This is a genomic window from Streptococcus mitis, from assembly GCF_002096815.1.
Lineage (GTDB): Bacteria > Bacillota > Bacilli > Lactobacillales > Streptococcaceae > Streptococcus > Streptococcus mitis_AD.
The window spans coordinates 179,516-202,469 of record NZ_NCVJ01000020.1 but is presented as its reverse complement, the minus strand read 5'-3'; the positions used below and the strand labels follow the sequence as shown (position 1 = coordinate 202,469).

The window sequence follows — 22,954 nt, the reverse complement described above, 5'->3', positions numbered from 1 at the left end:
CTTATTTTATTTTTAAATAGAGGCAAAAAATATTTTCACCTCTATTTAAAAACAAAATAGAAGAGGGGAGACCAAACTCTTACAAATGTTAGAGTTAAACCTCCACTCCCTCAGCATTTACTATTCAAGTAAATACTTCTATTTTATTCTGTTCTATCCATGAAACCAACATACTTACGTTTCAATAAGTAACCTTCTAATTGTTTGATTCCTTCAATACCTGTAGAGATAATGATCAAAAGACTAGTACCTCCAAAAGCAACTGCTTCTGAAAGTCCGAAAATATCTTTTGCTACGATCGGTAAAATAGAAATCACACCAAGGAAGAGAGAACCAACAGTTGCAAGACGACGAAGAAGTTTAGACATATATTCTTCTGTACCTTTACCAGGACGAACTCCGTGGATATAGGCACCGCTCTTTTGTAGATTCTCTGCCGCTTTTTCAGGATTAATCTGTACAAACGTATAGAAGAATGTAAAGAGAATAATCAATAAAGCATACATGGCAATACCAGTTGGTGAAGTTGTTGCCAGCATTTCTTGTGCTGTTCTTACCCAAGCCCAATCATGACCTGTAGCGCTCAAAAACTGAAGAATAGCCGCAGGCGCTGCAGTAATCGAACTTGCAAAGATAACAGGGATAACTCCAGCAGGGTTTACCTTCAAAGGAAGGTAAGAGCTAGATGGAGCACCTTGTGCAACCTTAGTATATTGGATTGGAATTTTGTATTCTGCTTGTTGAACATAAGTTGTAAAGTAAATGATCAACAATACAGTAATAATCAAAATGATTACAAAAATAATAGATGAGTTGATACGGTCACTTGGAACGTTCACAAAGTAGTCCACATAGATGCCCTGAATCATCTCTGGAATTGAGGCAACAATCCCGGCAAAGATAATCATAGAAACACCATTTCCGTATCCCTTATCTGTAATTTGCTCTCCCAACCACGTCACAATCATACTACCAGCTGTTAAGATGATACCAATCATGATAAAGACTTGTGGTGTAAGAGCTGTTTTCAACAATTGAGCTCCAGCCAAAGTATTAAAACCAGCTGTAATCCCGATAGATTGCACAAAGGCTAGAACAAGAGCAATATAACGAGTAGCTTGATTTAATTTTCTTCGACCTACTTCCCCTTGTTTACCCCACTCTACAAATTTGGGTAAAATATCCATTTGCAAGAGTTGGACAACGATAGAGGCCGTAATGTAGGGACTAACACCCAGAGCAAAAACCGAGAAGTTTTTCATGGCATTCCCTGACACCAAGCTCAACATGTTTAAGAAGGATAATCCACTTAAAGCATTCAAGCTATTGGCATTCACACCAGGAACTGTAATACTAGTCCCGATACGAAAGACCAACACGATAAAAATTGTAAACAAAATTTTTGATCGAACCTGCTTGACTTTAAGAGCTTCTCTTAATAATTTAAAAAACATAGGTCACCTCTCTTAGATGACTTCTACTGAACCACCTTTAGCAGTGATAGCTTCTTCAGCTGATTTAGAGAATTTAGCTGCTTTCACAGTCAATTTCTTAGTCAACTCACCGTTACCAAGAATTTTAACGCCTGATTTTTCAGCTTTAACAATTCCTGCTTCGATAAGAACAACTGGAGTAACTTCAGCACCATCTTCAAAGACGTTCAATTGGTCAAGGTTCACAATTGCGTATTCTTTAGCGTTGATATTAGTGAATCCACGTTTTGGAAGACGACGGAACAATGGAGTTTGTCCACCTTCAAAACCAAGGCGAACTCCGCCACCGCTACGAGCTTTTTGACCTTTTTGACCACGACCAGAAGTTTTACCGTTACCTGATGAAGTACCACGACCAACGCGGTTACGTACTTTACGAGAACCTTCTGCAGGTTTCAATTCATGAAGTTTCATTTTTATTTTCTCCTCTTTTGTAAAATGCTAGCGCCGATAAGGGAGAAAAGGTTGTCTCCCCCATCAACTCGCCTATACGACGTCATCATAGATGACTATATCTAGTTTTAGGGGATGGTATAGTGCACATCCCCTAAAAATTCATTAGTTTACTTCTTCAACTGTTACCAAGTGAGATACTGCAGTGATCATACCACGGATAGCAGCGTTATCTTCTTTAATAACAGAGCTGTTCAATTTGCCAAGTCCAAGTGCTACAACAGTTTTACGTTGTGATGGAATGCGTCCGATTGGAGACTTAGTCAAAGTAATTTTAATTTGAGCCATTTTATCCCCTTTCTTATGCCAAATCAGAAACTGAAATACCACGAAGGGCAGCAACTTCTTCAGCGCGTTTCAATTGTTTCAAACCTTCAACAGTTGCACGAACAATGTTGATTGGAGTGTTAGAACCAAGTGATTTAGATGTAATATCTGCCACACCTGCCAATTCCACAACGGCACGAACTGCACCACCAGCGGCAACTCCAGAACCTTCTACAGCAGGTTTCAACAATACTTTAGCTCCACCGAATTCTGAAAGAACTTCGTGTGGAATTGTTGTTCCAACCATAGGAACTTCAATCAAGTTTTTCTTAGCATCATCTACTGCTTTACGGATTGCTTCTGGAACTTCTTGAGCTTTACCAGTACCAAATCCTACGCGACCATTGTGGTCACCAACAACAACAAGAGCTGCGAAACGAAGACGACGTCCACCTTTAACAACTTTTGTAACACGGTTGACAGCAACTACGCGTTCTTCTAATTCAACTGCATTGTCTTTAAATGCCATTTTCTAGTGTCCTCCTATTAGAATTTCAATCCGTTTTCACGAGCTGCATCAGCCAAAGCTTTCACACGTCCGTGATATAGATATCCACCGCGGTCGAACACCACTTCTGAAATACCTTTAGCGTTTGCACGTTCTGCAACGAGTTTACCGACAGCAACGGCTTGTTCAGTTTTAGTTCCTTTTGAAACTTCTTTATCAAGAGTTGAAGCACTTGCGAGCGTTACACCCGCTACGTCATCAATCACTTGAGCGTAGATGCCTGTATTAGAACGGAATACGTTCAAACGTGGGCGATCAGCAGTTCCAGAGAGTTTTCCGCGAACGCGACGGTGGCGTTTTTGGCGGAGTTTGTTTTTATCTGGTTTTGAAATCACAGTTTTCACCTCTTTAGTTTTAAATCGTGTGCTATGCACAAAGTTGGAAAATAGGTTGGTGGTTGAGAATCAACCACTCAACATTATTTACCTGTTTTACCTTCTTTACGGCGAACGAATTCACCAACGTAACGGATACCTTTACCTTTATATGGTTCTGGCGAACGAAGGCTACGTACGTAAGCAGCTGTTTGACCAACTACTTCTTTTGAAATTCCGCTAACAACGATTGTTGTTGGGTTTGGAAGTTCAAAAGTAATACCTTCTGGAGCTTCAACTTCGTCTGGATGAGATTTACCAACAGCCAAAACAAGTTTAGATCCTTGAAGTTGTGCACGGTAACCAACCCCGCGCATTTCAAGTTCTTTCTTGAATCCTTCTGATACACCAACAACCATGTTGTTCAAAAGGGCACGAGTAGTTCCGTGGATAGTTTTCATTTCTTTTGAATCGTTTGGACGGTGAAGAGTTACTTCTGTACCTTCCACACGGATTTCAATATCTTTTGAGAACTCACGAGTAAGTTCTCCTTTAGGTCCTTTTACAGTTACAACGTTGTCATTGTTGGTGATTTCAACACCAGCAGGCAACACGATAACTTTATTACCAATACGTGACATGTTTATTTTCTCCTGTTAAATTGTCAGGCCAAGACGGCCAGTTTTCACGGGGTTAAATCGATTTCTCGATTTAAAGGAACATTTAGGTTTCAATTTCAAAGTGAATCTAGGCATCGTCTCGCAGGCATAACTTTGGGTTAGGCAAGAGACGATAACGAAGAGTCACAAAGAAATTGGGAGCTAAATATTACCAAACGTAAGCGATAACTTCCCCACCAACATTCTTTTGGCGTGCTTCTTTATCAGTAAGCAAACCTTCAGAAGTTGAAAGGATAGCAATTCCAAGTCCGTTAAGAACTTTTGGAAGGTCTTCACGTTTTTTGTAGACACGAAGTCCTGGTTTAGAAACACGTTTCAAGTTAGTGATAACTTTTTCACCGTTTGGTCCGTATTTAAGGAATACACGGATGATACCTTGTTTGTCATCTTCGATGATTTCAACGTTTTTTACAAAACCTTCGCGTTTAAGGATTTCAGCAATCCCTTTTTTGATGTTTGATGCAGGTACTTCAAGTACTTCGTGTTTAGCTTGGTTAGCGTTACGAATACGAGTTAGGAAGTCTGCGATTGGGTCAGTCATAACCATTTTGTTTTTCTCCTCTTACTAGTAGTTTGCAAGTTGCACTTGCTAGTTAATGATTGAGCTGGGCTCAGAATATGTTTCTAGGTTTCAATTCCTAAGTGAGTCTAGGCATCTGCTTGCAGGCATAACTTGAGTTAGGCAAAAGCAGATAACGACGAATCACGACGGGATTGAAAGCTAGAATTACCAAGATGCTTTTGTTACACCAGGGATTTGTCCTTTGTAAGCTAATTCACGGAAGCAAACACGGCAAAGTTTAAATTTGCGGTAAACTGAATGTGGACGACCACATTTTTCACAACGAGTATAAGCTTGAGTAGAGAACTTCGCTGGACGTTTGTTCTTAGCAATCATTGATTTTTTAGCCATTAGATTTACCTCCTATATTATTTTGCAAAAGGCATTCCAAGGCCTGTAAGCAATGCACGTGACTCTTCGTCAGTGTTAGCAGTTGTTACGATAACGATGTCAAGACCACGAGTTTTGTCAACGTCATCAAAATTGATTTCTGGGAAGATCAACTGTTCTTTCACACCAAGTGTGTAGTTTCCGCGTCCATCAAATGATTTTGTTGGAACACCGTGGAAGTCACGTACACGTGGAAGTGAAACTGAAACCAATTTATCCAAGAATTCGTACATACGTTCACCACGAAGGGTAACTTTTGCACCGATCGCAACACCTTCACGAAGACGGAAGCCGGCGATTGATTTTTTAGCTTTAGTGATAAGTGGTTTTTGACCTGAGATAAGTGCCAATTCTTCAGCAGCTTTTTCAAGGCTTTTAGCGTTTGATACAGCTTCACCAACACCCATGTTCAAAACGATCTTATCTACTTTAGGCACAGCCATCACTGATGAGTAGTTGAATTGTTCTGTCAAAGCAGGAACTACTTCATTAAGATATTTTTCTTTTAAACGATTTGCCATTATACTTCTCCTTTCCTTCGTGATTAATCAAGCACTTCGCCTGATTTTTTGTTGTAGCGAACTTTTTTACCGTCTACAAATTTGTAACCAACACGACCAGCTACACCATTTTTGTCCAAAACTTGAACGTTTGATACGTGGATAGCTGCTTCTTTTTCGATGATCCCACCTTGAGGAAGCTCGTTAGTTGGACGTTGGTGTTTCTTAACGACGTTAACACCTTCAACGATAACTTTGTTTACTTTTGGAAGGGCAGTAAGGACAACAGCTTCTGTTCCCTTATCTTTACCAGCGATTACGCGAACTTTGTCGCCTTTTTTTACAAACATTAGGTTTCTCCTTGATTTTTCTTACGCCCATAAGGGCACCCTGGAGGTAAATCCAGGGGACTAGTTTGTTTCTAAAAATTAAAGTACTTCTGGAGCAAGTGACACGATCTTCATGAAGCCACCTTCACGCAATTCACGTGCAACTGGGCCAAAGATCCGTGTTCCGCGAGGAGTTTTGTCTTCACGGATGATAACTGCTGCGTTTTCGTCAAATTTGATGTATGAACCATCAGCACGACGAGCACCTGATTTAGTACGAACGATAACTGCTTTAACAACGTCACCTTTTTTAACCGCACCACCAGGAGTAGCTTGTTTTACAGATGCCACGATAACATCACCGATGTTTGCAAATTTACGTCCTGAACCACCAAGAACTTTGATAGTCAAGATTTCGCGAGCACCGCTGTTGTCTGCGACTTTCAAACGAGTTTCTGTTTGAATCATTTCAGTTTTCTCCTTTCAGGTTTGATTAGATGATGACCGCTTCTTCAACAACTTCTACAAGACGGAAACGTTTTGTAGCTGAAAGCGGGCGAGTTTCCATGATACGTACGATATCGCCTTCTTTGGCAACATTGTTTTCATCATGAGCTTTGTATTTTTTAGAGTAGTTAATACGTTTACCATAGACTGGGTGGTTACGTTTTGTTTCAACTACAACTGTGATTGTCTTGTCCATTTTGTCAGATACAACACGTCCAACAAGAACTTTACGATTATTGCGTTCCATTGAAATTTCTCCTTCCCTAGTCTATTATTTCGCTTCAGATTGAACTGTTTTGATACGAGCGATTTGTTTTTTAACTTCTTTCAAGCGAGCTGTTTGTTCCAATTGACCAGTAGCAGCTTGGAAACGAAGTTCAAACAATTCTTTTTTCAATTCGTTTTCGCGCTTCGCGAGTTCTTCTTGAGAAAGACCACGAAGTTCTTTAACAAATTCTTTTACTTCATTAAGTTTCATGCCTTCTCCTTATTCTGCTTCACGTTTTACGAATTTACATTTAACTGGCAATTTGTGGCTAGCAAGACGAAGCGCTTCGCGTGCAATCTCTTCAGATACACCAGCAATTTCGAACATCACTTTACCACGTTTAACTGGTGCTACCCAACCTTCAGGTGCCCCTTTACCAGATCCCATACGCACACCGATAGCTTTAGCAGTGTATGATTTGTGTGGGAAGATTTTAATCCAAACTTTACCACCACGTTTCATGTAACGAGTCATGGCGATACGAGCAGCTTCGATTTGGCGGTTAGTGATCCAGTGGCTAGTTGTAGCTTGAAGACCGTATTCACCAAATGCTACTTCTTTTCCACCTTTTGCTTCACCGCGCATTTTTCCACGGAATTCACGACGGTGTTTAACACGTTTAGGTACTAACATTGGTTATTTACCTCCTTTAGTGTTTTTGCGAGCTGGAAGAACTTCACCACGGTAGATCCATACTTTAACACCAAGTTTACCGTATGTAGTATCTGCTTCTTCCCAAGCGTAATCGATATCTGCACGAAGTGTGTGAAGTGGAACAGTTCCTTCAGAGTATCCTTCAGCACGGGCGATATCTGCACCGTTCAAACGACCTGATACTTGAGTTTTGATTCCTTTTGCTCCAGCACGCATTGCACGTTGGATTGCTTGTTTTTGTGCACGACGGAAAGCAACACGTTGCTCCAATTGACGAGCAATTCCTTCACCTACAAGGTGAGCATCCAAATCAGGTTGTTTGATTTCGATGATGTTGATGTGTACTTGTTTTCCAGTCAATTTGTTAAGTTTCGCACGGAGTGCATCAACGTTAGCACCACCTTTACCGATAACCATACCTGGTTTAGCAGTGTGAAGTGAAACGTTAACTTTGTTTACTGCGCGTTCGATTTCGATAGTTGAAACTGCTGCGTCAGCAAGTTCTTTTTGAACGAATTTACGGATTGCAAGATCTTCATGAAGGTAATCCGCGTATTCTTTTTCAGCATACCATTTGGCATCCCAATCACGGATGATGCCGACACGCATACCAATTGGATGTACTTTTTGACCCACGATTTTACCTCCTTATTTTTCTGCAACAGCTACAGTGATGTGAGCTGTACGTTTGTTGATTGGTGAAGCTGAACCTTTCGCACGTGGACGGAAACGTTTCATAGTTGGTCCTTCGTTTGCGAATGCTTCAGATACTACCAAGTTAGCTTTATCCAAACCAAAGTTGTTTTCAGCGTTAGCTACAGCTGAGTTCAAAACTTTCAAGATGATTTCAGCGGCTTTGTTTGGAGTGAATGTCAAGATTGCGATTGCATCGGCTACGCTTTTACCACGGATGTTATCAAGAACAAGACGTGATTTACGAGGTGAAACACGTACTGTACGAGCCATTGCTTTAGCTGAAGTAATTTCTGCCATTTATGTTCTCCTTATTTTCTACGTGTTTTCTTGTCGTCTGCAGCGTGACCTTTGTAAGTACGAGTCGGTGCAAATTCACCAAGTTTGTGACCTACCATGTCTTCTTGGATGTAAACAGGTACGTGTTTACGTCCGTCATAAACTGCAATAGTGTAACCAATGAAACTTGGGAAGATCGTTGAACGACGTGACCAAGTTTTAATAACTTTTTTCTTTTCGTCGTTAGCTTGAGCTTCAACTTTTTTCATCAAATGCTCATCGACGAAAGGTCCTTTTTTAAGACTGCGTCCCATTTTTATATTTTCTCCTTTAAATGTTGTACCACAGCGGCTTGCGCTCTTATGGAGCGCTACCGAGCTGGCGGATTTACTAGTTGCTTAAGCGACTAGTTTAATATTATTTCTCGTTGCGACGACGAACGATAAGTTTGTCAGATTTCGCTTTCTTGTTACGAGTTTTAAGACCAAGAGCAGGTTTGCCCCATGGAGTAGATGGTGCTTTACGACCAACTGGTGCTTTACCTTCACCACCACCGTGTGGGTGATCGTTAGGGTTCATTACAGAACCACGAACTGTTGGGCGGATACCTTTCCAACGGCTACGTCCTGCTTTACCAAGGTTTACAAGTCCATGTTGTTCGTTTCCGACAACACCAACTGTAGCACGGCAAGTTCCAAGAATCATACGAACTTCACCTGATTGAAGACGAACAAGAACGTATTTACCTTCAGAACCCAATACTTGAGCAGATGCACCAGCAGCACGTACCAATTCACCACCACGACCAGGTTTCAACTCGATGTTGTGGATCAAAGTACCAACTGGGATGTTAGCAAGTGGAAGAGCGTTTCCGACTTTGATATCTGCTTCTGGACCTGAAACGATACGTTGACCTACTTCAAGACCTTTTGGAGCGATGATGTATGCTTTCACACCGTCAGTGTAGTGTACAAGAGCGATGTTTGCAGAACGGTTTGGATCGTACTCGATTGTTTTAACAACTGCTTCAACATTGTCTTTGTTACGTTTGAAGTCAACCAAACGGTAGAAACGTTTGTGTCCACCACCTTGGTGACGAACTGTGATACGACCGTTGTTGTTACGACCAGCCTTGCTCTTCAATGCAACAAGCAATGATTTTTCAGGAGTGCTTGTTGTGATTTCAGCGAAATCCAAAGAAGTCATATTACGGCGACCGTTTGTTGTTGGTTTATAAACACGAATTCCCACGATATTTCCTCCTTAGATTATTCAGCTTCAGCAGCAAACAACTCGATTGCTTTAGAATCAGCTGTAAGTGTGATGATAGCTTTTTTAGTTTTGTTAGTAAAACCAGTGTAACGTCCAACACGTTTAGCTTTTGGTTTTACGTTGATTGTGTTAACATTAGCAACTTTAACACCTTCGAAAGCAGCTTCAACAGCTTGCTTGATCAAAAGTTTGTGTGCACGAGTGTCAACTTCAAATACATATTTTCCTGCTTCAAGTTGAGCCATTGAGCTTTCAGTGATTACAGGTTTTTTGATAACATCATACAAATTCATTATGCAAGAACCTCCTCGATTTTAGAGATAGCTGCTTGAGTAACAAGAAGTTTGTCACTATTTGCGATGTCAAGAACACTTGCAGTTGTAGCAGTCGCAACTTTCACGTTTGGAAGGTTACGAGCTGAGAGAGCTGCGAATTCGTTTCCTTCTTCAAGAATAACAAGGACTTTAGAATCGATGCTCAAAGCTGCAAGAACTTTTGCAAATTCAGCAGTTTTTGGAGCTGTAAATTCAAGAGAATCAACGGCTACAAATTTATTTTCAGCAACTTTTTCTGAGTAAACAGATTTAAGCGCAAGGCGACGAACTTTTTGAGGAAGTTTGTACGCATAGCTACGTGGAGTTGGTCCGAAGACGATTCCACCACCACGCCATTGTGGAGAGCGGATAGAACCTTGACGAGCACGCCCAGTTCCTTTTTGACGCCATGGTTTGCGTCCGCCACCTGAAACAGCTGAGCGGTTTTTAACTGCGTGAGTTCCTTGACGAAGGCTAGCACGTTGGCTGATGATCACATCAAACACAACAGATTGGTTTGGTTCGATACCAAAGATTGCATCGTTAAGAACAACTTCGCCAGCTTGTTTACCAGTTTGGTCGAATAATGTTACATTTGCCATTTTGACTGTATTCCCCTTTCCTTATTATTTACCAGCTTTAACTGCTGATTTGATAGTGATAAGAGATTTCTTAGCACCTGGTACGTTACCTTTGATAAGGATAACGTTCTTTTCTGGAACAACTTGTACAACTTCAAGGTTTTGAATTGTTACGCGGTCACCACCCATACGTCCTGCAAGATTTTTACCTTTGAATACGCGGTTAGGTGCAACAGGTCCCATAGAACCTGGACGACGGTGGTAACGAGAACCGTGAGCCATTGGTCCACGTGATTGTCCGTGGCGTTTGATAACACCTTGGAAACCTTTACCTTTAGAAGTACCAGTTACGTCAACAACGTCTCCAGCTGCGAATGTTTCAACTGTGATTTCAGCACCAACTTCCAAGCCTTCAACGTTTTTGAATTCACGAATGAAGCGCTTAGGAGCCGTGTTAGCTTTCGCTACATGTCCTTTAGCAGGTTTGTTGCTCAATACTTCGCGTTTGTCATCGAAACCAACTTGGATAGCGTTGTATCCGTCTGTTTCAACAGTTTTAACTTGAAGAACAACGTTTGGAGTTGCTTCAATAACTGTTACAGGGATCAATTCGCCAGCTTCAGTGAAGATTTGAGTCATTCCCACTTTTTTCCCTAAGATTCCTTTTGTCATGAGAAAATAGTTCCTTTTCTATATTTTTTATTCAAAAAGTTTTTAACGAGCGTTTTTTATGCTCAAGGTATCAAGCTTTAGATTAAAGTTTGATTTCTACGTTTACACCACTTGGAAGATCCAATTTCATCAAAGCATCAACTGTTTTTTGAGTTGGGTTAACGATATCGATCAAACGTTTGTGTGTACGCATTTCAAATTGTTCGCGAGAATCTTTATATTTGTGAGTCGCACGAATGATTGTGTAGAGGCTACGCTCAGTTGGAAGTGGGATTGGACCCGCAACTTGTGCACCTGTACGAGTAGCTGATTCTACGATTTTTGCAGCCGCTGTATCAAGCGTACGGTGTTCGTAAGCTTTCAAACGGATACGGATTTTTTTGTTTGCCATCTTTTTCTCCTTTTCGTCTATTTAAGATAATAGGCTAGCTCCACAAGAAAACCGACGCGGTGTTGCGTGGCAATGCAACCGAGCGTGTCGCAACCTCTTGCATCAAAGCTAAGGCTGTAATTTACAGCACCATAATAGAATAACACAAAGCCCCTGCGATTGCAAGGGTTTTGTTGCTGTTTTTTAAAATTTTTAACATGAAAATGTTTTCTTTTTTAGCAGGTCATTTATTTATGTATTCTATGGAAGAAAGTTACTCTCTCTTCACCTGTTCATAGATTTCTTTTCCGTCATTAAGCTTATCCCAAATCACTACTTGCCCACTTTGGAGCGATTTTTGCACATCTATAATTCGTTGGTTGGACGACCCTCGAAACTGGAGCATGAGATTTCTCTTAGTTCGGTCATACCGTCCATCGACAAGAATGTCAATCAATGATAAGAGTTCCAGTTTATCTGGAGTTTCCAACATCATTTCTTCCCATGTATAGCCCGTCCATGACCAGACGTCCTTGTCTGGCAATTCCTTTCGAATGCGCTTAACGAGCGGCAAAAGAATACCCGTATTGAGAAAGGGCTCCCCTCCCAGCAAGGTCAAGCCTTGAACATAAGGTTGAGCGAGATCTGTCATGATCTGTTCTTCTAATTCTGCTGTATAGGGAATGCCAGCATTGAAAGACCAAGTCGCTACATTATAACACCCCTCACAGTGAAACATACAGCCTGATACATAGAGAGAGTTACGCACGCCTTCGCCATCAACAAAGTTGAAGGCCTTGTAATCAATAATGCGACCTTGACTGAGTTCCTCGCTTTTCCATTCTTGTGGTTTTGGATTATTCATTCGCTACCTCTATCCAATAACGTTCGACTCCATTGCGAACATCCTCAAGGAGCCCACCATTTACTAAAATGACTGCTCTGCTAGCAGGATTATTTACGCTACAGGTCACAAGAGTTCTCTTGATGTTCTTTCCCTTAGCAACTTGCAAGCCCTGACGGAGAGTTTCCTTAGCATAACCCTTGCCTCTTTCTGATGGACGAATGGAGTAGCCAATGTGGCCAGCATAATTCAGTAACCCCTCATTCAGTCTCAATCGCAGATTCAAAAATCCTAGAGCACGACCTACATCATCAAATGATACAAATTGAATAGAAGGAACACGATTTTCAGGCAAGTTTATTCCCATCTCTTTTTGCATATTTGTTTCCAACCACTCTTCATACACAAAGTTCTCTGTATCCCAAAATCCTCCATCATGGGCTGATTGGCTCTTTTCAAACTCTGCCATCATCTCTAAAACTGTTTCTTTATCTGCTAATCTTGGTCTGCGTAGTTCCATCCTTACCTCCCACTATGAGAAAAGCGAGAGCTGACTCTCATACTCTTCGAAAATCAAATTCAAACCACGTCAGCGTCACCTTACCGTAGATATATGTAACTGACTTCGTCAGTCTTATCTACAACCTCAAAGCAGTGCTTTGAGCAACCTGCGGCTAGCTTCCTAGTTTGCTCTTTGATTTTCATTGAGTATCACTTTTATTTTTTCTTGTTCTTGTTTAAAAATTGTTCTCTGAGGCTAAGCAAACGTTCTTTCTTACCAGCTCCACCTTTAGAGTGTTTCTCGTGATAACGGGTCACTTGTGCACGCCCCTTATCGTCTAATTGATATTTTCCCATTTCAGTTCTTTCTAATTGGTTACTTGGTGACCAGCTATTTTAATCGTTGAGCCGTTCATGTGTTTGACACGCGCTGCGATTTCCTTGTGACGCCCATTGACCATCGGTCTCGCTTGAGGATTACCTAAATAGCCACAAGTCCGTTTAACAACGTCTACTGTTTTAGGGTCGCTATTGCCACAGTTAGGACAAGCAAATCCTCTCTCAGTTGGTTCAAAATCCCCTTCAAAGTCACACTTGTAGCAACGGTCAATTGGTGTATTGGTCCCAAGATAGCCCACACGGTCATAGGCATAGTCCCAGACAGCTTCCAAGGCCTTTGGATTTTGCTGAAGGACTGGATACTCACAATAATGGATGAAACCACCCGACGCACCTGCTTCTGGATAGACTTTCTCAAAATCCAATTTTTCAAACGGTGTTGGATTTTTACGAACATCGTAGTGGAAAGAGTTGGTGTAGTATTCCTTATCTGTAATATCAGGAATAGAGCCAAACTTGTCTGTATCTAGTCGACAAAAACGGTCTGTCAAACTTTCAGATGGTGTTGAGTAGATAGAGAAATGATAGCCATATTGATCTGACCACTCTTCTACACGGCGTTTCATATCGCGAATGATGTCTAGCGTGAATTCCTTAGCATCTGGATTACTTTCCCAGCTGTTACCAAAGAAAACTGTCGCTACTTCGTACAAACCGATATAGCCTAGTGAAACTGTCGCACGACGATTCTTAAAGAGCTGGTCAACGCTTTCTTCTTTACCTAGACGATGACCAAAAGCACCGTATTGATAAAGGATAGGAGCATTTGCTGGTGTTGCTTCCTTGGTCCGTTCGACACGATAAACTAGAGCATCTTCTGCAATGTTCATCCGCTCGTTAAAGATTTCCCAGAACTTATTCATATCACCTTCAGACTCAAGGGCAATACGAGGAAGATTGACCGTCACCACCCCTAGATTCATACGGCCAGAGTTAACTTCAACTCCATTTTCATCCTTCCATCCTTGAAGGAATGAACGACATCCCATCGGAACCTTGAAGGAACCTGTCAATTCGATAATCTTATCATAAGACAAGACATCTGGGTACATCCGCTTGGTTGCACACTCAAGAGCCAACTGCTTAATGTCGTAGTTGGGAGTCCCTTCTTCTAAGTTGAGTCCTCTTTTAAGCGTGAAGATAAGTTTAGGGAAGATAGCTGTGCGGTGTTCTGAACCAAGTCCCTTGATTCGGATGTTCAAGATAGCTTTTTGAATTTCACGCTCAAAACGATTGGTTCCCAGACCAAAACCTAGTGAAGTAAAAGGTGTTTGCCCATTTGAAGTGAAGAGAGTATTGATTTCATACTCGAGAGATTGCATGGCATCATAGATATCTTTTTGGGTTTTCTTCCAAGCGTAATCTTCCCGTTTGTCAGGTAAGACCCATTCTTCCGCATCCTTGAGGTGTTTTTGGTAATTCTTCTCTGCATAAGGCGCCAAAACTTCATCGATACGGTCAGCTGAACAGCCACCGTACTGGCTAGAAGCAACGTTGGCGATAATTTGAGAAATCTGAGCTGTCGCAGTCTGGATAGACTTGGGACTTTCTACCTCTGCATTTCCAATCTTAAAGCCATTCTCCAACATACCTTTAAAATCAATCAAACAGCAGTTGGTCATAGGTGTATAAGGACTGTAGTCCAAATCGTGATAGTGGATATCCCCTTTTTGATGGGCATTGGCTACATGCTTAGGAAGCATTTGCAGTCCGATTGATTTCCCAACAATCCCTGCTGTCAAATCACGCTGGGTATTAAAGACATCGCTGTCTTTATTAGCATTTTCATTGACAACGGCCTGGTCTTTGTTGAGAAGTTTATGGATGCTAAAGTTGATATCTGTCGCTTTTGAACGCTCAAAATCCCTTTGTGTCCGATAAGTAATATACTCCTCAGCTAGCGCATATTCTTTGGCTTCAAGGAGTTCATGTTCTACGATATTTTGAATTTCGTAAATCTTAACCCCCTGTGGAAAGCGACTATGAATTTCTGTGACAATTCGCTCGGTCAGAGCATCGAGGCGTTTTTCGACCAGGGGTGTCACATCCATAACCTTGTCAGCCGCCTTGTGGAGAGCCTTGTCAATCTTGTCCACATCAAATACAACACGTCTCCCATCTCGTTTTTCAACGAAGAGAGTTGGCAAAATTGTAATTTTTTCTTCTAGTGCAATCATATGCATGCTCTTTTCTAAAATGTTCTTTCTAAAAAGTATTATACCACTCTAAAAAGAAAAATCAATATCTTGTGTTAAAAATCCTAAAATTTTTAAAAATACACAAGATATTGATTTCGTTATTTAATTTTATAGACTTTAAACTCTGAGTAATCAGTCTTTACTGGTTGGTAATTTTCTTTCAAAATTGTTTCCACTTCAGACCAGACTGCTACCTTATCATTCACCACAATCACCTTAGGTTGGTTTTCTTTCAAGTCATTGATTAAACTAGTTTTATTCTCTTCTGTACTCGTGTAAAGAAGAGGTGATGGGAACATGGATCCAGACAAACGCTGGCTTTCTTTATACATCTGAACATGTGAATCCCAAATATAGATTTGGTCACCATCACTCGTCTCTTGTTTGACTCTATCTACCACTTGATGTTGTTCTCTATAAGAAGCTGGATGCAAGACAAAACGAGCTACAAAAGGAATTGCAATCAGATAAACCACCACTAGGATCGGTAAGTAGAGATTCCCTTTCATGAATTTTTTCCATAGAGTAGGAACTTCCTCTCTTCTCCGACGACGAGCTCCTCTAGCTGAATGTTTCCCACGAATACTGGTCATCAAAAGAAGGAGTAAAAATGGAAGGATTAGAATCAAACGCGAACCGTGAAGAGATTCTTGAGAAAAAAGCAACAAAGCTAATACAAATAAGAAAGCAAAACTAGCTGGCACTGAAATAACATACAATCTTGATGCCTTTGATTGGAACAATCCTAGAAAAACAAGGAAGAGAGCTCCTAAACCAAAGGTCAACAAACCATAGAATACAACATTATCCATTAGTTGAGGATTCGTAAAGACCTGAAGGGAATCAATCGGATATAAAAGACTTCCCATAGCTCCTCCAAAACTACCTGAAGTAAGCACATAGTAGCCTACTGGATAAAAGATGAGAGAAAAGCCAAGTGCTGCTGCAAAAAACTGATAAACTCCATGAGCAAAGCGACCATGCCCAACATTAAAGACAAATAAACCAATCGTTACTACTACAGTAAAGAGAAGACTTGTAAGAGGCTCTATGAAAAATGATAGACCCAAAAAGATCCCCAGACGTAGAAATCCCTTGTCATGGTTAGGATTTGATAGATAAGCTGCTATGAACGAAAATCCTGCAAACAGGAATGGCAGAGCTAAGATCGTAGCATAGCCTCCTCCAAAACCGAGACCGGATACCAAAATATAAAATATGGTTAGGAGTTGCTTGGCTTGTTCCCTTTGTCCCGTCAGATAGTCAGTTGAAGAAAAGAGGAAGTAACCTCCTCCTAAGAGAGCTAGCCATTCTACCAAGGCAAAAAGAATGCCTCCTTGGGTAATATAAAGTGGCAAGTAATAAAGAAGACCGTGACTAGCATAATAGCTACTGTAGAGCTGTCCTCCCTGATGTAAAGCCCACCCTATATACAAATCCTGCGCCTGAGAGGGACTTACCATATCTAAAAGTAAAGGTAGCACCACAGAAAAAACCGTTGCAATCGTACTTCCAATGATGAGTCTGAAAAATGGAAAAGCTACCTGTTCTTCTTTTTCTACATGAGATTCAAGGTTCCTATCCAGTCTATTTTCAATTTCATTACTCTGTATCGTTTCGGATACTTCTTCGATTCTGCCATATACAGCCATGTCGTTTCTCCTATTCAATTTATCTGTCTTAGTATATCAAAAAGACCTAAAATTGTCAGCTTGCGATGGCTGTTTGAGTGATTTTTTGCATAGTTTCACAAAGGTTTCAATTTCCCGAAATCGGTGTAAATGCGTCTGTTTAAATGACATGATATAATCCAATTCTTTCTGAGTCAGCATCATTCCCCCTCTATCTTTCTATTCGTAAAAGGCAAGAAAAATAGGACTGGTTTGTGTCCTAAGTCCTAGATTTCTTATAAGATAGGGGCGAATAACTGGGCAATTTCCTTAATCAATTTTTGATACCAGCTATTTTTTATCGTATGAGGGAAAATTTCTTGCGATACTGAAAAAATCTCCTCAAAATCTTTTTGAATCTCTGTGATTGATGCCGTTTTATATAGCAAAACTGCATCTTCATAGTGATGAAGCAAACTTCTATAATCTAGATTAATGGTTCCAACTGCAGCAAAGTCCTTGTCCACTAGGATTTGTTTACTGTGGATAAAGCCTGGACTATACTCAAAAATCCTGACTCCTGCTGACAAAAGATCCGGATAGGCTCCTCTTGTTATGAGCTGGATTAATTTTTTATCCGGAATGAAAGGAGTCACGATGCGGACATCAACACCTCTCATGGCTGCATTTTTAATACTCTCAGTTAAATCATAGTCAATAATCAAATAGGGGGTTGTGATATAGACTGAATCAGTAGCCTGATTAATCAAACTTTGATAAACTTTTTTCCCTACCTGAGTACGGAAGATGGGCTTGGGTCCACTACCGTAAGGAATGCAGAGCCCTTGGCCAGAACAAGGCTGATTTTCCAAGTGATACTGGTCAAAATCGCTGATTTCCCCACGATTAATGTACCAAGTCATCAAAAAGAGACGGGTGAGAGCCTTGACACCAGGGCCATCTAAGCGAATCCCACTGTCCTTCCAGTAGCCAAAACGTTCTACATGGTTGATGTACTCATCAGCTAAGTTAATCCCTCCTGTATAAGCTACCTGACCATCTATGACAAGGATTTTACGATGGTCCCGATTGTTGTAAGCCACCGTCAAACGAGGAATCACCTTGTTAAACTTATGTGCTTCAATTCCTCGACTACGAAGCTGAACAGTATAGTCTCCAGGTAAAGTCGCCATACAGCCGATATCATCATAGAGCATCTTGACCTCTACACCCTGAGCTGCCTTTTGCTCTAGTATATCTAGTATGCTATTCCACATCAAACCTTCTTCGACAATATAGTACTCTAGAAAGATAAATTTCTCAGCTTTCTTGAGGTCTTCTAGCATATGTTGCCACATGCTCTCACCCGAAGAAAAGAATTGTGAATCTGTTCGATCATAGACATCGGCATTGCTATCCATACTTAGTAAAGATTTGATAACTCCGTAAGCCGCCTTATCATCTTCCTTCAATTTCTGGCGGAGAGCTTTACTGTTATCCTCCCGAAAATGCATGGAGCCAAGTTTGTCCAACTGCTTGATTTCTTTTTTGGACAATCGCCTTTCACCAAACATCAGATAGAGCAGGGGGCCAATAACAGGAACAAAGGTCACCACTAACCACATTACCTTGCTTTCAGGCGCCATTGAACGATTGACAATCGCTACGATAGTCGCCATACTCATAAAGATTAAGAGAATACCCCATCGAATAGGAGCCATCCGCCCTAAATAAAGAAAGAGACCAAAAACAAGACACAGTTCAAGCAGCATAATCGAAAGACTAAAGCCATACTTGGACATCAATAATTGAAATTTTCTATATTTCATATCCCCTCCTTGATATTTTGAATGCTAAAAACAGGTAATTAATACTAGTATAACGCAGATATTCGGTAGAAGGCAAGTATTTATAATCATTTTTCTGAGTAAAAGCAAAAGAGACTGACAAAACCAGTCTCCTTCTAGTCTATTTTGATAAAACAATGCGATCAGACGCTTCTCTATCCATATCGTCAATAATCATCTGATTTCCATTAATTGTATAAATCTTGGCATCATCCCCAATAATCATGCGTTGATTGGCAGCATCGAAGCTAACCTGCTTGATTTCTTGATCTCCGTCAGTTTCTACCTGTGTCCATGTACCAGTTGTTCCAGTTACCACTAAAGTGATACGGTCTCCTTCGTCCTGACCAGTATAAGTTCCATCAATATTAGTTGGTTGAGCCTCAGGCGCATTTTGTGAAGAACTTGTCGCTGCCTGGTTGCTATTTTCTGTAGAAGATGAAGCAGCAGGTTGTGATTGCTGAGTTTGTTGTGTTTGTTGTGTTTGCGAGTGAGTTGCTGGTTGTTGAACTTGTTGAGCCCTCTGTGAACAAGCTACTAGGAGACTAAGACTTGCTAGCGAAGCAAGAGAAAGTGTGAATCTTTTTAATTTCATGATGAATTTCCTTTCTGCTACCAATTTACAGAATTTTTTCCTTCTAACTAGTAGTTTTCCTAGTATAACAAGTTCAAAAAAGGAGGTCAATTTATCTGCTCATGGGCCAGCAAGTAGGCCCGTACTTCTGAGATAAAATAGAGAGACCCTGTAATGAATAACAAGTCTTGAGTGTCTGCTCTTGCTTCAAAATTGCTAATAAATTCTCGGTAAGAAGGAATTATATCGTAACCTGTTACATCTGTGTCATCCAAAGAACCTTGATAGTCAAAGCCGGTCACCTTGACTTCCACCTGAGGCAAATTCTCAATCAGATAACCTAACATCCCTTGATAATCCTTACGTTTCAAGGCTCCAAAGAGGATTTGAGGTCGATAGCCTTCCTGCTCTTTTTCTCTGACAAACTCCACCAGGCGAGTCAAGGCAGGGAGGTTATGAGCACCATCCAAGTAAATCTGAGGACGAATACGCTCCAAACGCCCAGCCCAATGGGTCTTCTCCAAAGCCTGTCTTACAACCTGCTCATCAACAACTTCCTTTCCTTCCCTCATAAAAAGAAGAAACGTTTGTAGCGCCAAGGCCGCATTTTCCTGCTGATAAGCTCCTTCTAATCCTATTTTCAACTGCGAAAAAGTTCCCAAAGAACTTGAAAAATCACCATTCAGCATTGAAAAATCATGACCTGCCTGATAAAGGTCAACAGCTAAAGAGTCGGCTTTTTTCTGACAAACAAGCCTAGCTTCTGAAGGCAACTTAGCAATCACTGCCTTTTTACCAGCCTTAAAAATACCAGCTTTCTGCTCTGCAATTGCTGCTATACTGTCACCCAGAGTCTCCTGATGATCAAGTCCGATGGAAGTGATGACAGCAATCTCTCCAGTTACCACATTGGTCGTGTCTAGTAAACCACCAATTCCCACTTCTAGTAAAAGCAAATCCACCGCTTGCTCTCTAAAATAAAGAAAAGCAATCAAGGTCAGCAATTCAAAAAAAGACAACTGGTCATGGGTTTGCAGGAGCGTTTTCTCCATCTCCTTGACCTTATTAGCCAAACGGATGAAGTCTGCATCAGCTATTGGTTGCCCGTTAATGCAGATTCGATCATTGATAGAGACGATATGAGGGGAGGTGAAAGTCGCAACTTTTTTGCCATGCTCCATAAATAACTCCCTCATAAAAGCAATGGTAGATCCTTTCCCATTAGTCCCTGTTACGTGGATAATAGGGTAAGACTGCTCAGGATTCCCCAACAAATCCACCGCTTGCTGTATTCGGCCCAAACCTGATCGAAAATTCAAACCAATCCGACTATGAAGCCATTCTTCTATTTCAAACATACACATCTCCTTGACAAAAGTCTAATCAATTATCTAGCAAAATTCCGTAGATAACAAAAAATGAGGTCAGGATTTTCGTCCCGACCTCTCACCTGGTTGGCTAATAACTAGCTACTATGAATATTAACTTAGGGTAAAAATATCCTCCGAATTTACTGACGGTTTTTATTTTTAGCGTCAGGCTAAAAACGTCCCCCGGACGTTTTTACTCCTCCATAAAACTGTTGAAGACTTCTTCAATCATATTCCATTCGTCTTCTGAGTCTTCTGGGATTGGTTGCAATTCGCCTTCTGTTCCATCTTCGTTTTCGATGAATGAGTAAGCTTGGATTTCAACTTGTCCGTCTTCGTCTTCTTCTGCGTTAACTGGTACTAGAAGAACATAGTTTTTACCAAATTCTTCTTTTCCGTCAATGGTCAAAAGGATTTCAAACAAGGTTTCATTTCCTTGCTCATCTACCAGTGTAATTAATTCACGTTCTTCGTGGTCGTGGTTATGATCGTGTGACATAGCCTCTCCTTTGTATTAAAATTTTCTATCTAAATAATTTTGTAAAATCAGCTGAGCTGCTAACTTATCAATGACTTTCTTGCGCTTGTTACGGCTAATATCTGCTTGCTCAATCAACATGCGCTCTGCGGCAACTGTTGTCAAGCGTTCATCCTGATAGTCTACTGGTAAACCAAAAAGCTCTTCTAACTTTGCTCCGTAGGCTTGACTAGCTTCCACGCGCGGTCCGCTTGTATTGTTCATGTTTTTAGGCAAGCCCACTACAAATCGTTCCACCTTGTAAGTATCAACCAACTCTTTAACGCGGTCAAAACCAAATTGACCTTGCTCCTCATTGATTTGGATGATTTCAAGTCCTTGAGCTGTAAAACCAAGCGGATCGCTAATAGCCACCCCTACCGTTTTTGAACCGACGTCCAATCCCATAATTCTCATAGGTTATAGATCGACTCCTTGTCCTTTAAGGTAGTAGCGGACCAATTCTTCAACGATTTCATCGCGCTCATACTTACGGATTTGATTTCGTGCATTATTATAACGAGGAACGTAGGCAGGGTCTCCACTCAATACGTAACCTACGATTTGGTTAATCGGGTTGTAGCCCTTATCGTTCAACGAAGCATAAACATCAGTCAGAGTTTCGCTAATTTCTTTTTTATTGGAATCGTCCAATTTAAAACGTACTGTTTCTTCAGTAAATCCCATTCTAACACCCTCTTTCCTTAGAATAGTACCATTATAGCATAATTCCTTACGTTCTACAATTCAGGTAGTCTATTTATTTGGATTTTCTATTGTTCTGTCGCGCCATTTGCCAATCTGTCTGAAATATATTTGCTTGGTTCATTCTTCAAGAGATTTTCTAAACCAATGTTCTTCAAATATTCTAACTGAGAAGCCTTCTTGACATCCAAAACTTGAAAATCAAAACTAGTCGTTGTTTGAAGTTCGGTTGCACTCAATAGTTTAGTTTCAAGCTTAAATCCTGCTAATTTACGAGCTTCTATAATAGCCTCATCCTTCTCCTCTGCCTCGAGAAGAGCTTTTTGAGTTTCTTCCACTCCATGTTGGTCGATATAAGTCTTCAACTCATCAGAAACTGGACGTTTTTGTTGAATCGTTAAGCTCAAAAAAGTCTTGTCCTTGTATGTAATGGTTTGGGTTTGCTGGCTACCATCATCTGACTTGGGCAAGACCAAAGTCTTGGTCACAACTGTATTCTTCTCAGCATTCTCAATAACTGGCAATGCCGACTGAAGCGTATCCTTTTCTGTTTTTGTAGCTGTTCCAGTTTCTTTTTTCTGTCCGCAACCAACCAGGACAAAAAGGAAAGCTAGACTAACAAGAACTATTTTTTTCATTTCTTTCTTCTTTCTTTTTGAAATTAAAATAAGACTGGGAGTTGCTCCCAGCCTTGATGTTTATAGAGCTGCACGCAAACGTGCTTCTGCATTTTCTACATTACGGACAGAGCGTGGTAGGAAGGCACGAATATCGTCTTCCTTATAGCCAACTTGCAGGCGTTTTTCATCTACAAGGATTGGGCTCTTTAAAATTCTCGGTGTTTCCATAATCAGATTGAGGACTTCGTTGACACTCAAATCTTCGATATCCACTCCAAGGGCTTTGGCATAGCGATTTTTAGACGAAACGATGCTGGCTATTCCGTTATCTGTTTTTGTCAGAATATCCAGTAATTCTTCTCGCGTAATTCCTTCTTTACCAAGGTTTTGTTCTTTATAACTTAACTGGTGGGCATTGAGCCAGGTTTTTGCTTTTTTACAGCTAGTACAACTTGAGACTGTATAAATTTTAATCATGTACCTACCCCTTTCGCTACATGTTACTATCAGTTTAGTCTATTATACCATAAAAAACATCCGACTTGCGACCTATTTTTAAATTTTTTTGACTTTTTTCGTCATTTTCGTACTTTTTTCTTGACA

The 22,954-nt window shown here is 40.7% G+C and carries 35 protein-coding genes; all 35 read right to left on the bottom strand.

Translation table 11 applies throughout. The annotated features are described in order from the left end of the window. Positions 1-143: 143 nt before the first annotated feature. The 35 genes from secY to spx all read right to left on the bottom strand — a co-directional run bounded on the left by secY (position 144) and on the right by spx (position 22,828). Positions 144-1,454 carry a preprotein translocase subunit SecY gene (gene secY, locus B7696_RS06375; RefSeq protein ID WP_084862775.1) on the bottom strand — a complete coding sequence of 437 codons (1,311 nt, stop codon included), beginning with the start codon at positions 1,452-1,454 and terminating at the stop codon, positions 144-146. A 12-nt stretch (positions 1,455-1,466) separates the two neighbouring features. After that, positions 1,467-1,907, bottom strand: a complete 441-nt coding sequence (gene rplO, locus B7696_RS06370) for a 50S ribosomal protein L15 (protein ID WP_000766089.1) — start codon at positions 1,905-1,907, stop codon at positions 1,467-1,469. Positions 1,908-2,051: 144 nt separating this feature from the next. Then, the gene (rpmD, locus tag B7696_RS06365; RefSeq protein WP_000057241.1) at positions 2,052-2,234 is read right to left on the bottom strand and encodes a 50S ribosomal protein L30; all 183 of its coding nucleotides are present in this window, start codon (positions 2,232-2,234) and stop codon (positions 2,052-2,054) included. Between the two features lie 13 nt (positions 2,235-2,247). Next, entirely contained in the window at positions 2,248-2,742 is a 495-nt protein-coding gene (gene rpsE / locus B7696_RS06360; RefSeq protein ID WP_000874202.1) for a 30S ribosomal protein S5, read from the bottom strand. A 17-nt stretch (positions 2,743-2,759) separates the two neighbouring features. Next, entirely contained in the window at positions 2,760-3,116 is a 357-nt protein-coding gene (gene rplR, locus B7696_RS06355) for a 50S ribosomal protein L18 (protein ID WP_000624044.1), read from the bottom strand. Between the two features lie 83 nt (positions 3,117-3,199). Then, on the bottom strand, positions 3,200-3,736 hold the full coding sequence (rplF, locus tag B7696_RS06350) for a 50S ribosomal protein L6 (RefSeq protein ID WP_000086626.1): 537 nt from the start codon (positions 3,734-3,736) through the stop codon (positions 3,200-3,202). A 187-nt stretch (positions 3,737-3,923) separates the two neighbouring features. Beyond that, positions 3,924-4,322, bottom strand: a complete 399-nt coding sequence (gene rpsH, locus B7696_RS06345) for a 30S ribosomal protein S8 (protein WP_000245504.1) — start codon at positions 4,320-4,322, stop codon at positions 3,924-3,926. A gap of 180 nt (positions 4,323-4,502) precedes the next feature. Further along, the gene (locus tag B7696_RS06340) at positions 4,503-4,688 is read right to left on the bottom strand and encodes a type Z 30S ribosomal protein S14 (RefSeq protein ID WP_001085697.1); all 186 of its coding nucleotides are present in this window, start codon (positions 4,686-4,688) and stop codon (positions 4,503-4,505) included. A gap of 17 nt (positions 4,689-4,705) precedes the next feature. Then, positions 4,706-5,248, bottom strand: coding sequence for a 50S ribosomal protein L5 (gene rplE / locus B7696_RS06335; protein WP_000013542.1), 543 nt, complete (start codon positions 5,246-5,248; stop codon positions 4,706-4,708). Positions 5,249-5,271: 23 nt separating this feature from the next. Then, entirely contained in the window at positions 5,272-5,577 is a 306-nt protein-coding gene (gene rplX, locus B7696_RS06330) for a 50S ribosomal protein L24 (RefSeq protein WP_084862773.1), read from the bottom strand. A 78-nt stretch (positions 5,578-5,655) separates the two neighbouring features. Then, positions 5,656-6,024, bottom strand: coding sequence for a 50S ribosomal protein L14 (gene rplN / locus B7696_RS06325; RefSeq protein WP_000616545.1), 369 nt, complete (start codon positions 6,022-6,024; stop codon positions 5,656-5,658). A gap of 25 nt (positions 6,025-6,049) precedes the next feature. Beyond that, complete coding sequence (gene rpsQ / locus B7696_RS06320) at positions 6,050-6,310, bottom strand: 30S ribosomal protein S17 (protein WP_000440801.1); 261 nt, start codon at positions 6,308-6,310, stop codon at positions 6,050-6,052. A gap of 24 nt (positions 6,311-6,334) precedes the next feature. After that, positions 6,335-6,541, bottom strand: a complete 207-nt coding sequence (gene rpmC, locus B7696_RS06315; RefSeq protein WP_000772918.1) for a 50S ribosomal protein L29 — start codon at positions 6,539-6,541, stop codon at positions 6,335-6,337. 9 nt (positions 6,542-6,550) lie between these two features. Then, positions 6,551-6,964, bottom strand: coding sequence for a 50S ribosomal protein L16 (rplP, locus tag B7696_RS06310; RefSeq protein ID WP_000960946.1), 414 nt, complete (start codon positions 6,962-6,964; stop codon positions 6,551-6,553). A gap of 3 nt (positions 6,965-6,967) precedes the next feature. Next, complete coding sequence (gene rpsC, locus B7696_RS06305) at positions 6,968-7,621, bottom strand: 30S ribosomal protein S3 (RefSeq protein ID WP_000529936.1); 654 nt, start codon at positions 7,619-7,621, stop codon at positions 6,968-6,970. Positions 7,622-7,633: 12 nt separating this feature from the next. Then, complete coding sequence (rplV, locus tag B7696_RS06300) at positions 7,634-7,978, bottom strand: 50S ribosomal protein L22 (protein ID WP_000818137.1); 345 nt, start codon at positions 7,976-7,978, stop codon at positions 7,634-7,636. Between the two features lie 11 nt (positions 7,979-7,989). Further along, complete coding sequence (rpsS, locus tag B7696_RS06295) at positions 7,990-8,271, bottom strand: 30S ribosomal protein S19 (protein WP_000533766.1); 282 nt, start codon at positions 8,269-8,271, stop codon at positions 7,990-7,992. Positions 8,272-8,374: 103 nt separating this feature from the next. After that, a complete protein-coding gene (rplB, locus tag B7696_RS06290; RefSeq protein ID WP_000512911.1) occupies positions 8,375-9,208 on the bottom strand; it encodes a 50S ribosomal protein L2 in 834 nt (277 codons plus the stop codon). 17 nt (positions 9,209-9,225) lie between these two features. Next, positions 9,226-9,522: a 50S ribosomal protein L23 gene (locus B7696_RS06285; RefSeq protein WP_001055347.1), complete on the bottom strand. Its 297-nt coding sequence runs from the start codon at positions 9,520-9,522 to the stop codon at positions 9,226-9,228. After that, positions 9,522-10,145 (bottom strand): 50S ribosomal protein L4, encoded by a 624-nt coding sequence (gene rplD / locus B7696_RS06280; protein WP_000024549.1) that lies wholly within the window; start codon positions 10,143-10,145, stop codon positions 9,522-9,524. The genes B7696_RS06285 and rplD overlap by 1 nt, the downstream gene beginning before the upstream one ends. Positions 10,146-10,169: 24 nt before the next feature. Then, a complete protein-coding gene (rplC, locus tag B7696_RS06275) occupies positions 10,170-10,796 on the bottom strand; it encodes a 50S ribosomal protein L3 (RefSeq protein WP_000160197.1) in 627 nt (208 codons plus the stop codon). An 82-nt stretch (positions 10,797-10,878) separates the two neighbouring features. Beyond that, entirely contained in the window at positions 10,879-11,187 is a 309-nt protein-coding gene (gene rpsJ / locus B7696_RS06270) for a 30S ribosomal protein S10 (RefSeq protein WP_001284513.1), read from the bottom strand. 253 nt (positions 11,188-11,440) lie between these two features. Further along, the gene (nrdG, locus tag B7696_RS06265; RefSeq protein ID WP_084862771.1) at positions 11,441-12,031 is read right to left on the bottom strand and encodes an anaerobic ribonucleoside-triphosphate reductase activating protein; all 591 of its coding nucleotides are present in this window, start codon (positions 12,029-12,031) and stop codon (positions 11,441-11,443) included. After that, complete coding sequence (locus tag B7696_RS06260) at positions 12,024-12,530, bottom strand: GNAT family N-acetyltransferase (RefSeq protein WP_084862770.1); 507 nt, start codon at positions 12,528-12,530, stop codon at positions 12,024-12,026. The genes nrdG and B7696_RS06260 overlap by 8 nt, the downstream gene beginning before the upstream one ends. Before the next feature lie 197 nt (positions 12,531-12,727). Then, the gene (locus B7696_RS06250; RefSeq protein ID WP_000521621.1) at positions 12,728-12,868 is read right to left on the bottom strand and encodes a hypothetical protein; all 141 of its coding nucleotides are present in this window, start codon (positions 12,866-12,868) and stop codon (positions 12,728-12,730) included. 11 nt (positions 12,869-12,879) lie between these two features. Beyond that, positions 12,880-15,087: an anaerobic ribonucleoside-triphosphate reductase gene (gene nrdD, locus B7696_RS06245; protein ID WP_192856290.1), complete on the bottom strand. Its 2,208-nt coding sequence runs from the start codon at positions 15,085-15,087 to the stop codon at positions 12,880-12,882. Between the two features lie 119 nt (positions 15,088-15,206). After that, positions 15,207-16,760, bottom strand: coding sequence for a damage-inducible protein CinA (locus tag B7696_RS06240; RefSeq protein ID WP_084862766.1), 1,554 nt, complete (start codon positions 16,758-16,760; stop codon positions 15,207-15,209). A gap of 254 nt (positions 16,761-17,014) precedes the next feature. Continuing rightward, positions 17,015-18,547: a cardiolipin synthase gene (cls, locus tag B7696_RS06230; RefSeq protein WP_084862765.1), complete on the bottom strand. Its 1,533-nt coding sequence runs from the start codon at positions 18,545-18,547 to the stop codon at positions 17,015-17,017. Between the two features lie 139 nt (positions 18,548-18,686). Next, positions 18,687-19,160: an SP_0198 family lipoprotein gene (locus tag B7696_RS06225; RefSeq protein ID WP_084862763.1), complete on the bottom strand. Its 474-nt coding sequence runs from the start codon at positions 19,158-19,160 to the stop codon at positions 18,687-18,689. 86 nt (positions 19,161-19,246) lie between these two features. After that, the gene (locus B7696_RS06220; protein ID WP_084862761.1) at positions 19,247-20,497 is read right to left on the bottom strand and encodes a folylpolyglutamate synthase/dihydrofolate synthase family protein; all 1,251 of its coding nucleotides are present in this window, start codon (positions 20,495-20,497) and stop codon (positions 19,247-19,249) included. 205 nt (positions 20,498-20,702) lie between these two features. Next, positions 20,703-21,008, bottom strand: coding sequence for a DUF1292 domain-containing protein (locus B7696_RS06215; RefSeq protein ID WP_000017620.1), 306 nt, complete (start codon positions 21,006-21,008; stop codon positions 20,703-20,705). Between the two features lie 15 nt (positions 21,009-21,023). Beyond that, positions 21,024-21,443 (bottom strand): Holliday junction resolvase RuvX, encoded by a 420-nt coding sequence (gene ruvX / locus B7696_RS06210; RefSeq protein WP_004239076.1) that lies wholly within the window; start codon positions 21,441-21,443, stop codon positions 21,024-21,026. A 3-nt stretch (positions 21,444-21,446) separates the two neighbouring features. Beyond that, positions 21,447-21,713, bottom strand: coding sequence for an IreB family regulatory phosphoprotein (locus B7696_RS06205; protein WP_000507059.1), 267 nt, complete (start codon positions 21,711-21,713; stop codon positions 21,447-21,449). 86 nt (positions 21,714-21,799) lie between these two features. Then, the gene (locus B7696_RS06200) at positions 21,800-22,369 is read right to left on the bottom strand and encodes an SP0191 family lipoprotein (RefSeq protein WP_000725153.1); all 570 of its coding nucleotides are present in this window, start codon (positions 22,367-22,369) and stop codon (positions 21,800-21,802) included. A gap of 60 nt (positions 22,370-22,429) precedes the next feature. Next, the gene (gene spx / locus B7696_RS06195; RefSeq protein ID WP_000591165.1) at positions 22,430-22,828 is read right to left on the bottom strand and encodes a transcriptional regulator Spx; all 399 of its coding nucleotides are present in this window, start codon (positions 22,826-22,828) and stop codon (positions 22,430-22,432) included. Positions 22,829-22,954: the final 126 nt, after the last annotated feature.

Excerpts from the sequence above, each read along its gene's own strand:
- B7696_RS06240 (WP_084862766.1), bottom strand. The coding sequence starts at position 16,760 with ATGGCTGTATATGGCAGAATCGAAGAAGTATCCGAAACGATACAGAGT.
- rplC (WP_000160197.1), bottom strand. The coding sequence starts at position 10,796 with ATGACAAAAGGAATCTTAGGGAAAAAAGTGGGAATGACTCAAATCTTC.
- rpsS (WP_000533766.1), bottom strand. The coding sequence starts at position 8,271 with ATGGGACGCAGTCTTAAAAAAGGACCTTTCGTCGATGAGCATTTGATG.
- rplP (WP_000960946.1), bottom strand. The coding sequence starts at position 6,964 with ATGTTAGTACCTAAACGTGTTAAACACCGTCGTGAATTCCGTGGAAAA.
- rplE (WP_000013542.1), bottom strand. The coding sequence starts at position 5,248 with ATGGCAAATCGTTTAAAAGAAAAATATCTTAATGAAGTAGTTCCTGCT.
- cls (WP_084862765.1), bottom strand. The coding sequence starts at position 18,547 with ATGAAATATAGAAAATTTCAATTATTGATGTCCAAGTATGGCTTTAGT.
- B7696_RS06260 (WP_084862770.1), bottom strand. The coding sequence starts at position 12,530 with ATGGAACTACGCAGACCAAGATTAGCAGATAAAGAAACAGTTTTAGAG.
- B7696_RS06205 (WP_000507059.1), bottom strand. The coding sequence starts at position 21,713 with ATGGGATTTACTGAAGAAACAGTACGTTTTAAATTGGACGATTCCAAT.
- secY (WP_084862775.1), bottom strand. The coding sequence starts at position 1,454 with ATGTTTTTTAAATTATTAAGAGAAGCTCTTAAAGTCAAGCAGGTTCGA.
- rplF (WP_000086626.1), bottom strand. The coding sequence starts at position 3,736 with ATGTCACGTATTGGTAATAAAGTTATCGTGTTGCCTGCTGGTGTTGAA.
- B7696_RS06340 (WP_001085697.1), bottom strand. The coding sequence starts at position 4,688 with ATGGCTAAAAAATCAATGATTGCTAAGAACAAACGTCCAGCGAAGTTC.
- B7696_RS06225 (WP_084862763.1), bottom strand. The coding sequence starts at position 19,160 with ATGAAATTAAAAAGATTCACACTTTCTCTTGCTTCGCTAGCAAGTCTT.
- rpmD (WP_000057241.1), bottom strand. The coding sequence starts at position 2,234 with ATGGCTCAAATTAAAATTACTTTGACTAAGTCTCCAATCGGACGCATT.
- B7696_RS06285 (WP_001055347.1), bottom strand. The coding sequence starts at position 9,522 with ATGAATTTGTATGATGTTATCAAAAAACCTGTAATCACTGAAAGCTCA.
- spx (WP_000591165.1), bottom strand. The coding sequence starts at position 22,828 with ATGATTAAAATTTATACAGTCTCAAGTTGTACTAGCTGTAAAAAAGCA.
- rpsJ (WP_001284513.1), bottom strand. The coding sequence starts at position 11,187 with ATGGCAAACAAAAAAATCCGTATCCGTTTGAAAGCTTACGAACACCGT.
- B7696_RS06220 (WP_084862761.1), bottom strand. The coding sequence starts at position 20,497 with ATGTTTGAAATAGAAGAATGGCTTCATAGTCGGATTGGTTTGAATTTT.
- rpsH (WP_000245504.1), bottom strand. The coding sequence starts at position 4,322 with ATGGTTATGACTGACCCAATCGCAGACTTCCTAACTCGTATTCGTAAC.
- ruvX (WP_004239076.1), bottom strand. The coding sequence starts at position 21,443 with ATGAGAATTATGGGATTGGACGTCGGTTCAAAAACGGTAGGGGTGGCT.
- nrdD (WP_192856290.1), bottom strand. The coding sequence starts at position 15,087 with ATGATTGCACTAGAAGAAAAAATTACAATTTTGCCAACTCTCTTCGTT.
- rpsE (WP_000874202.1), bottom strand. The coding sequence starts at position 2,742 with ATGGCATTTAAAGACAATGCAGTTGAATTAGAAGAACGCGTAGTTGCT.
- nrdG (WP_084862771.1), bottom strand. The coding sequence starts at position 12,031 with ATGAATAATCCAAAACCACAAGAATGGAAAAGCGAGGAACTCAGTCAA.
- rplO (WP_000766089.1), bottom strand. The coding sequence starts at position 1,907 with ATGAAACTTCATGAATTGAAACCTGCAGAAGGTTCTCGTAAAGTACGT.
- B7696_RS06215 (WP_000017620.1), bottom strand. The coding sequence starts at position 21,008 with ATGTCACACGATCATAACCACGACCACGAAGAACGTGAATTAATTACA.
- rplV (WP_000818137.1), bottom strand. The coding sequence starts at position 7,978 with ATGGCAGAAATTACTTCAGCTAAAGCAATGGCTCGTACAGTACGTGTT.
- rpmC (WP_000772918.1), bottom strand. The coding sequence starts at position 6,541 with ATGAAACTTAATGAAGTAAAAGAATTTGTTAAAGAACTTCGTGGTCTT.
- B7696_RS06250 (WP_000521621.1), bottom strand. The coding sequence starts at position 12,868 with ATGGGAAAATATCAATTAGACGATAAGGGGCGTGCACAAGTGACCCGT.
- B7696_RS06200 (WP_000725153.1), bottom strand. The coding sequence starts at position 22,369 with ATGAAAAAAATAGTTCTTGTTAGTCTAGCTTTCCTTTTTGTCCTGGTT.
- rplX (WP_084862773.1), bottom strand. The coding sequence starts at position 5,577 with ATGTTTGTAAAAAAAGGCGACAAAGTTCGCGTAATCGCTGGTAAAGAT.
- rplD (WP_000024549.1), bottom strand. The coding sequence starts at position 10,145 with ATGGCAAATGTAACATTATTCGACCAAACTGGTAAACAAGCTGGCGAA.
- rplN (WP_000616545.1), bottom strand. The coding sequence starts at position 6,024 with ATGATTCAAACAGAAACTCGTTTGAAAGTCGCAGACAACAGCGGTGCT.
- rpsQ (WP_000440801.1), bottom strand. The coding sequence starts at position 6,310 with ATGGAACGCAATAATCGTAAAGTTCTTGTTGGACGTGTTGTATCTGAC.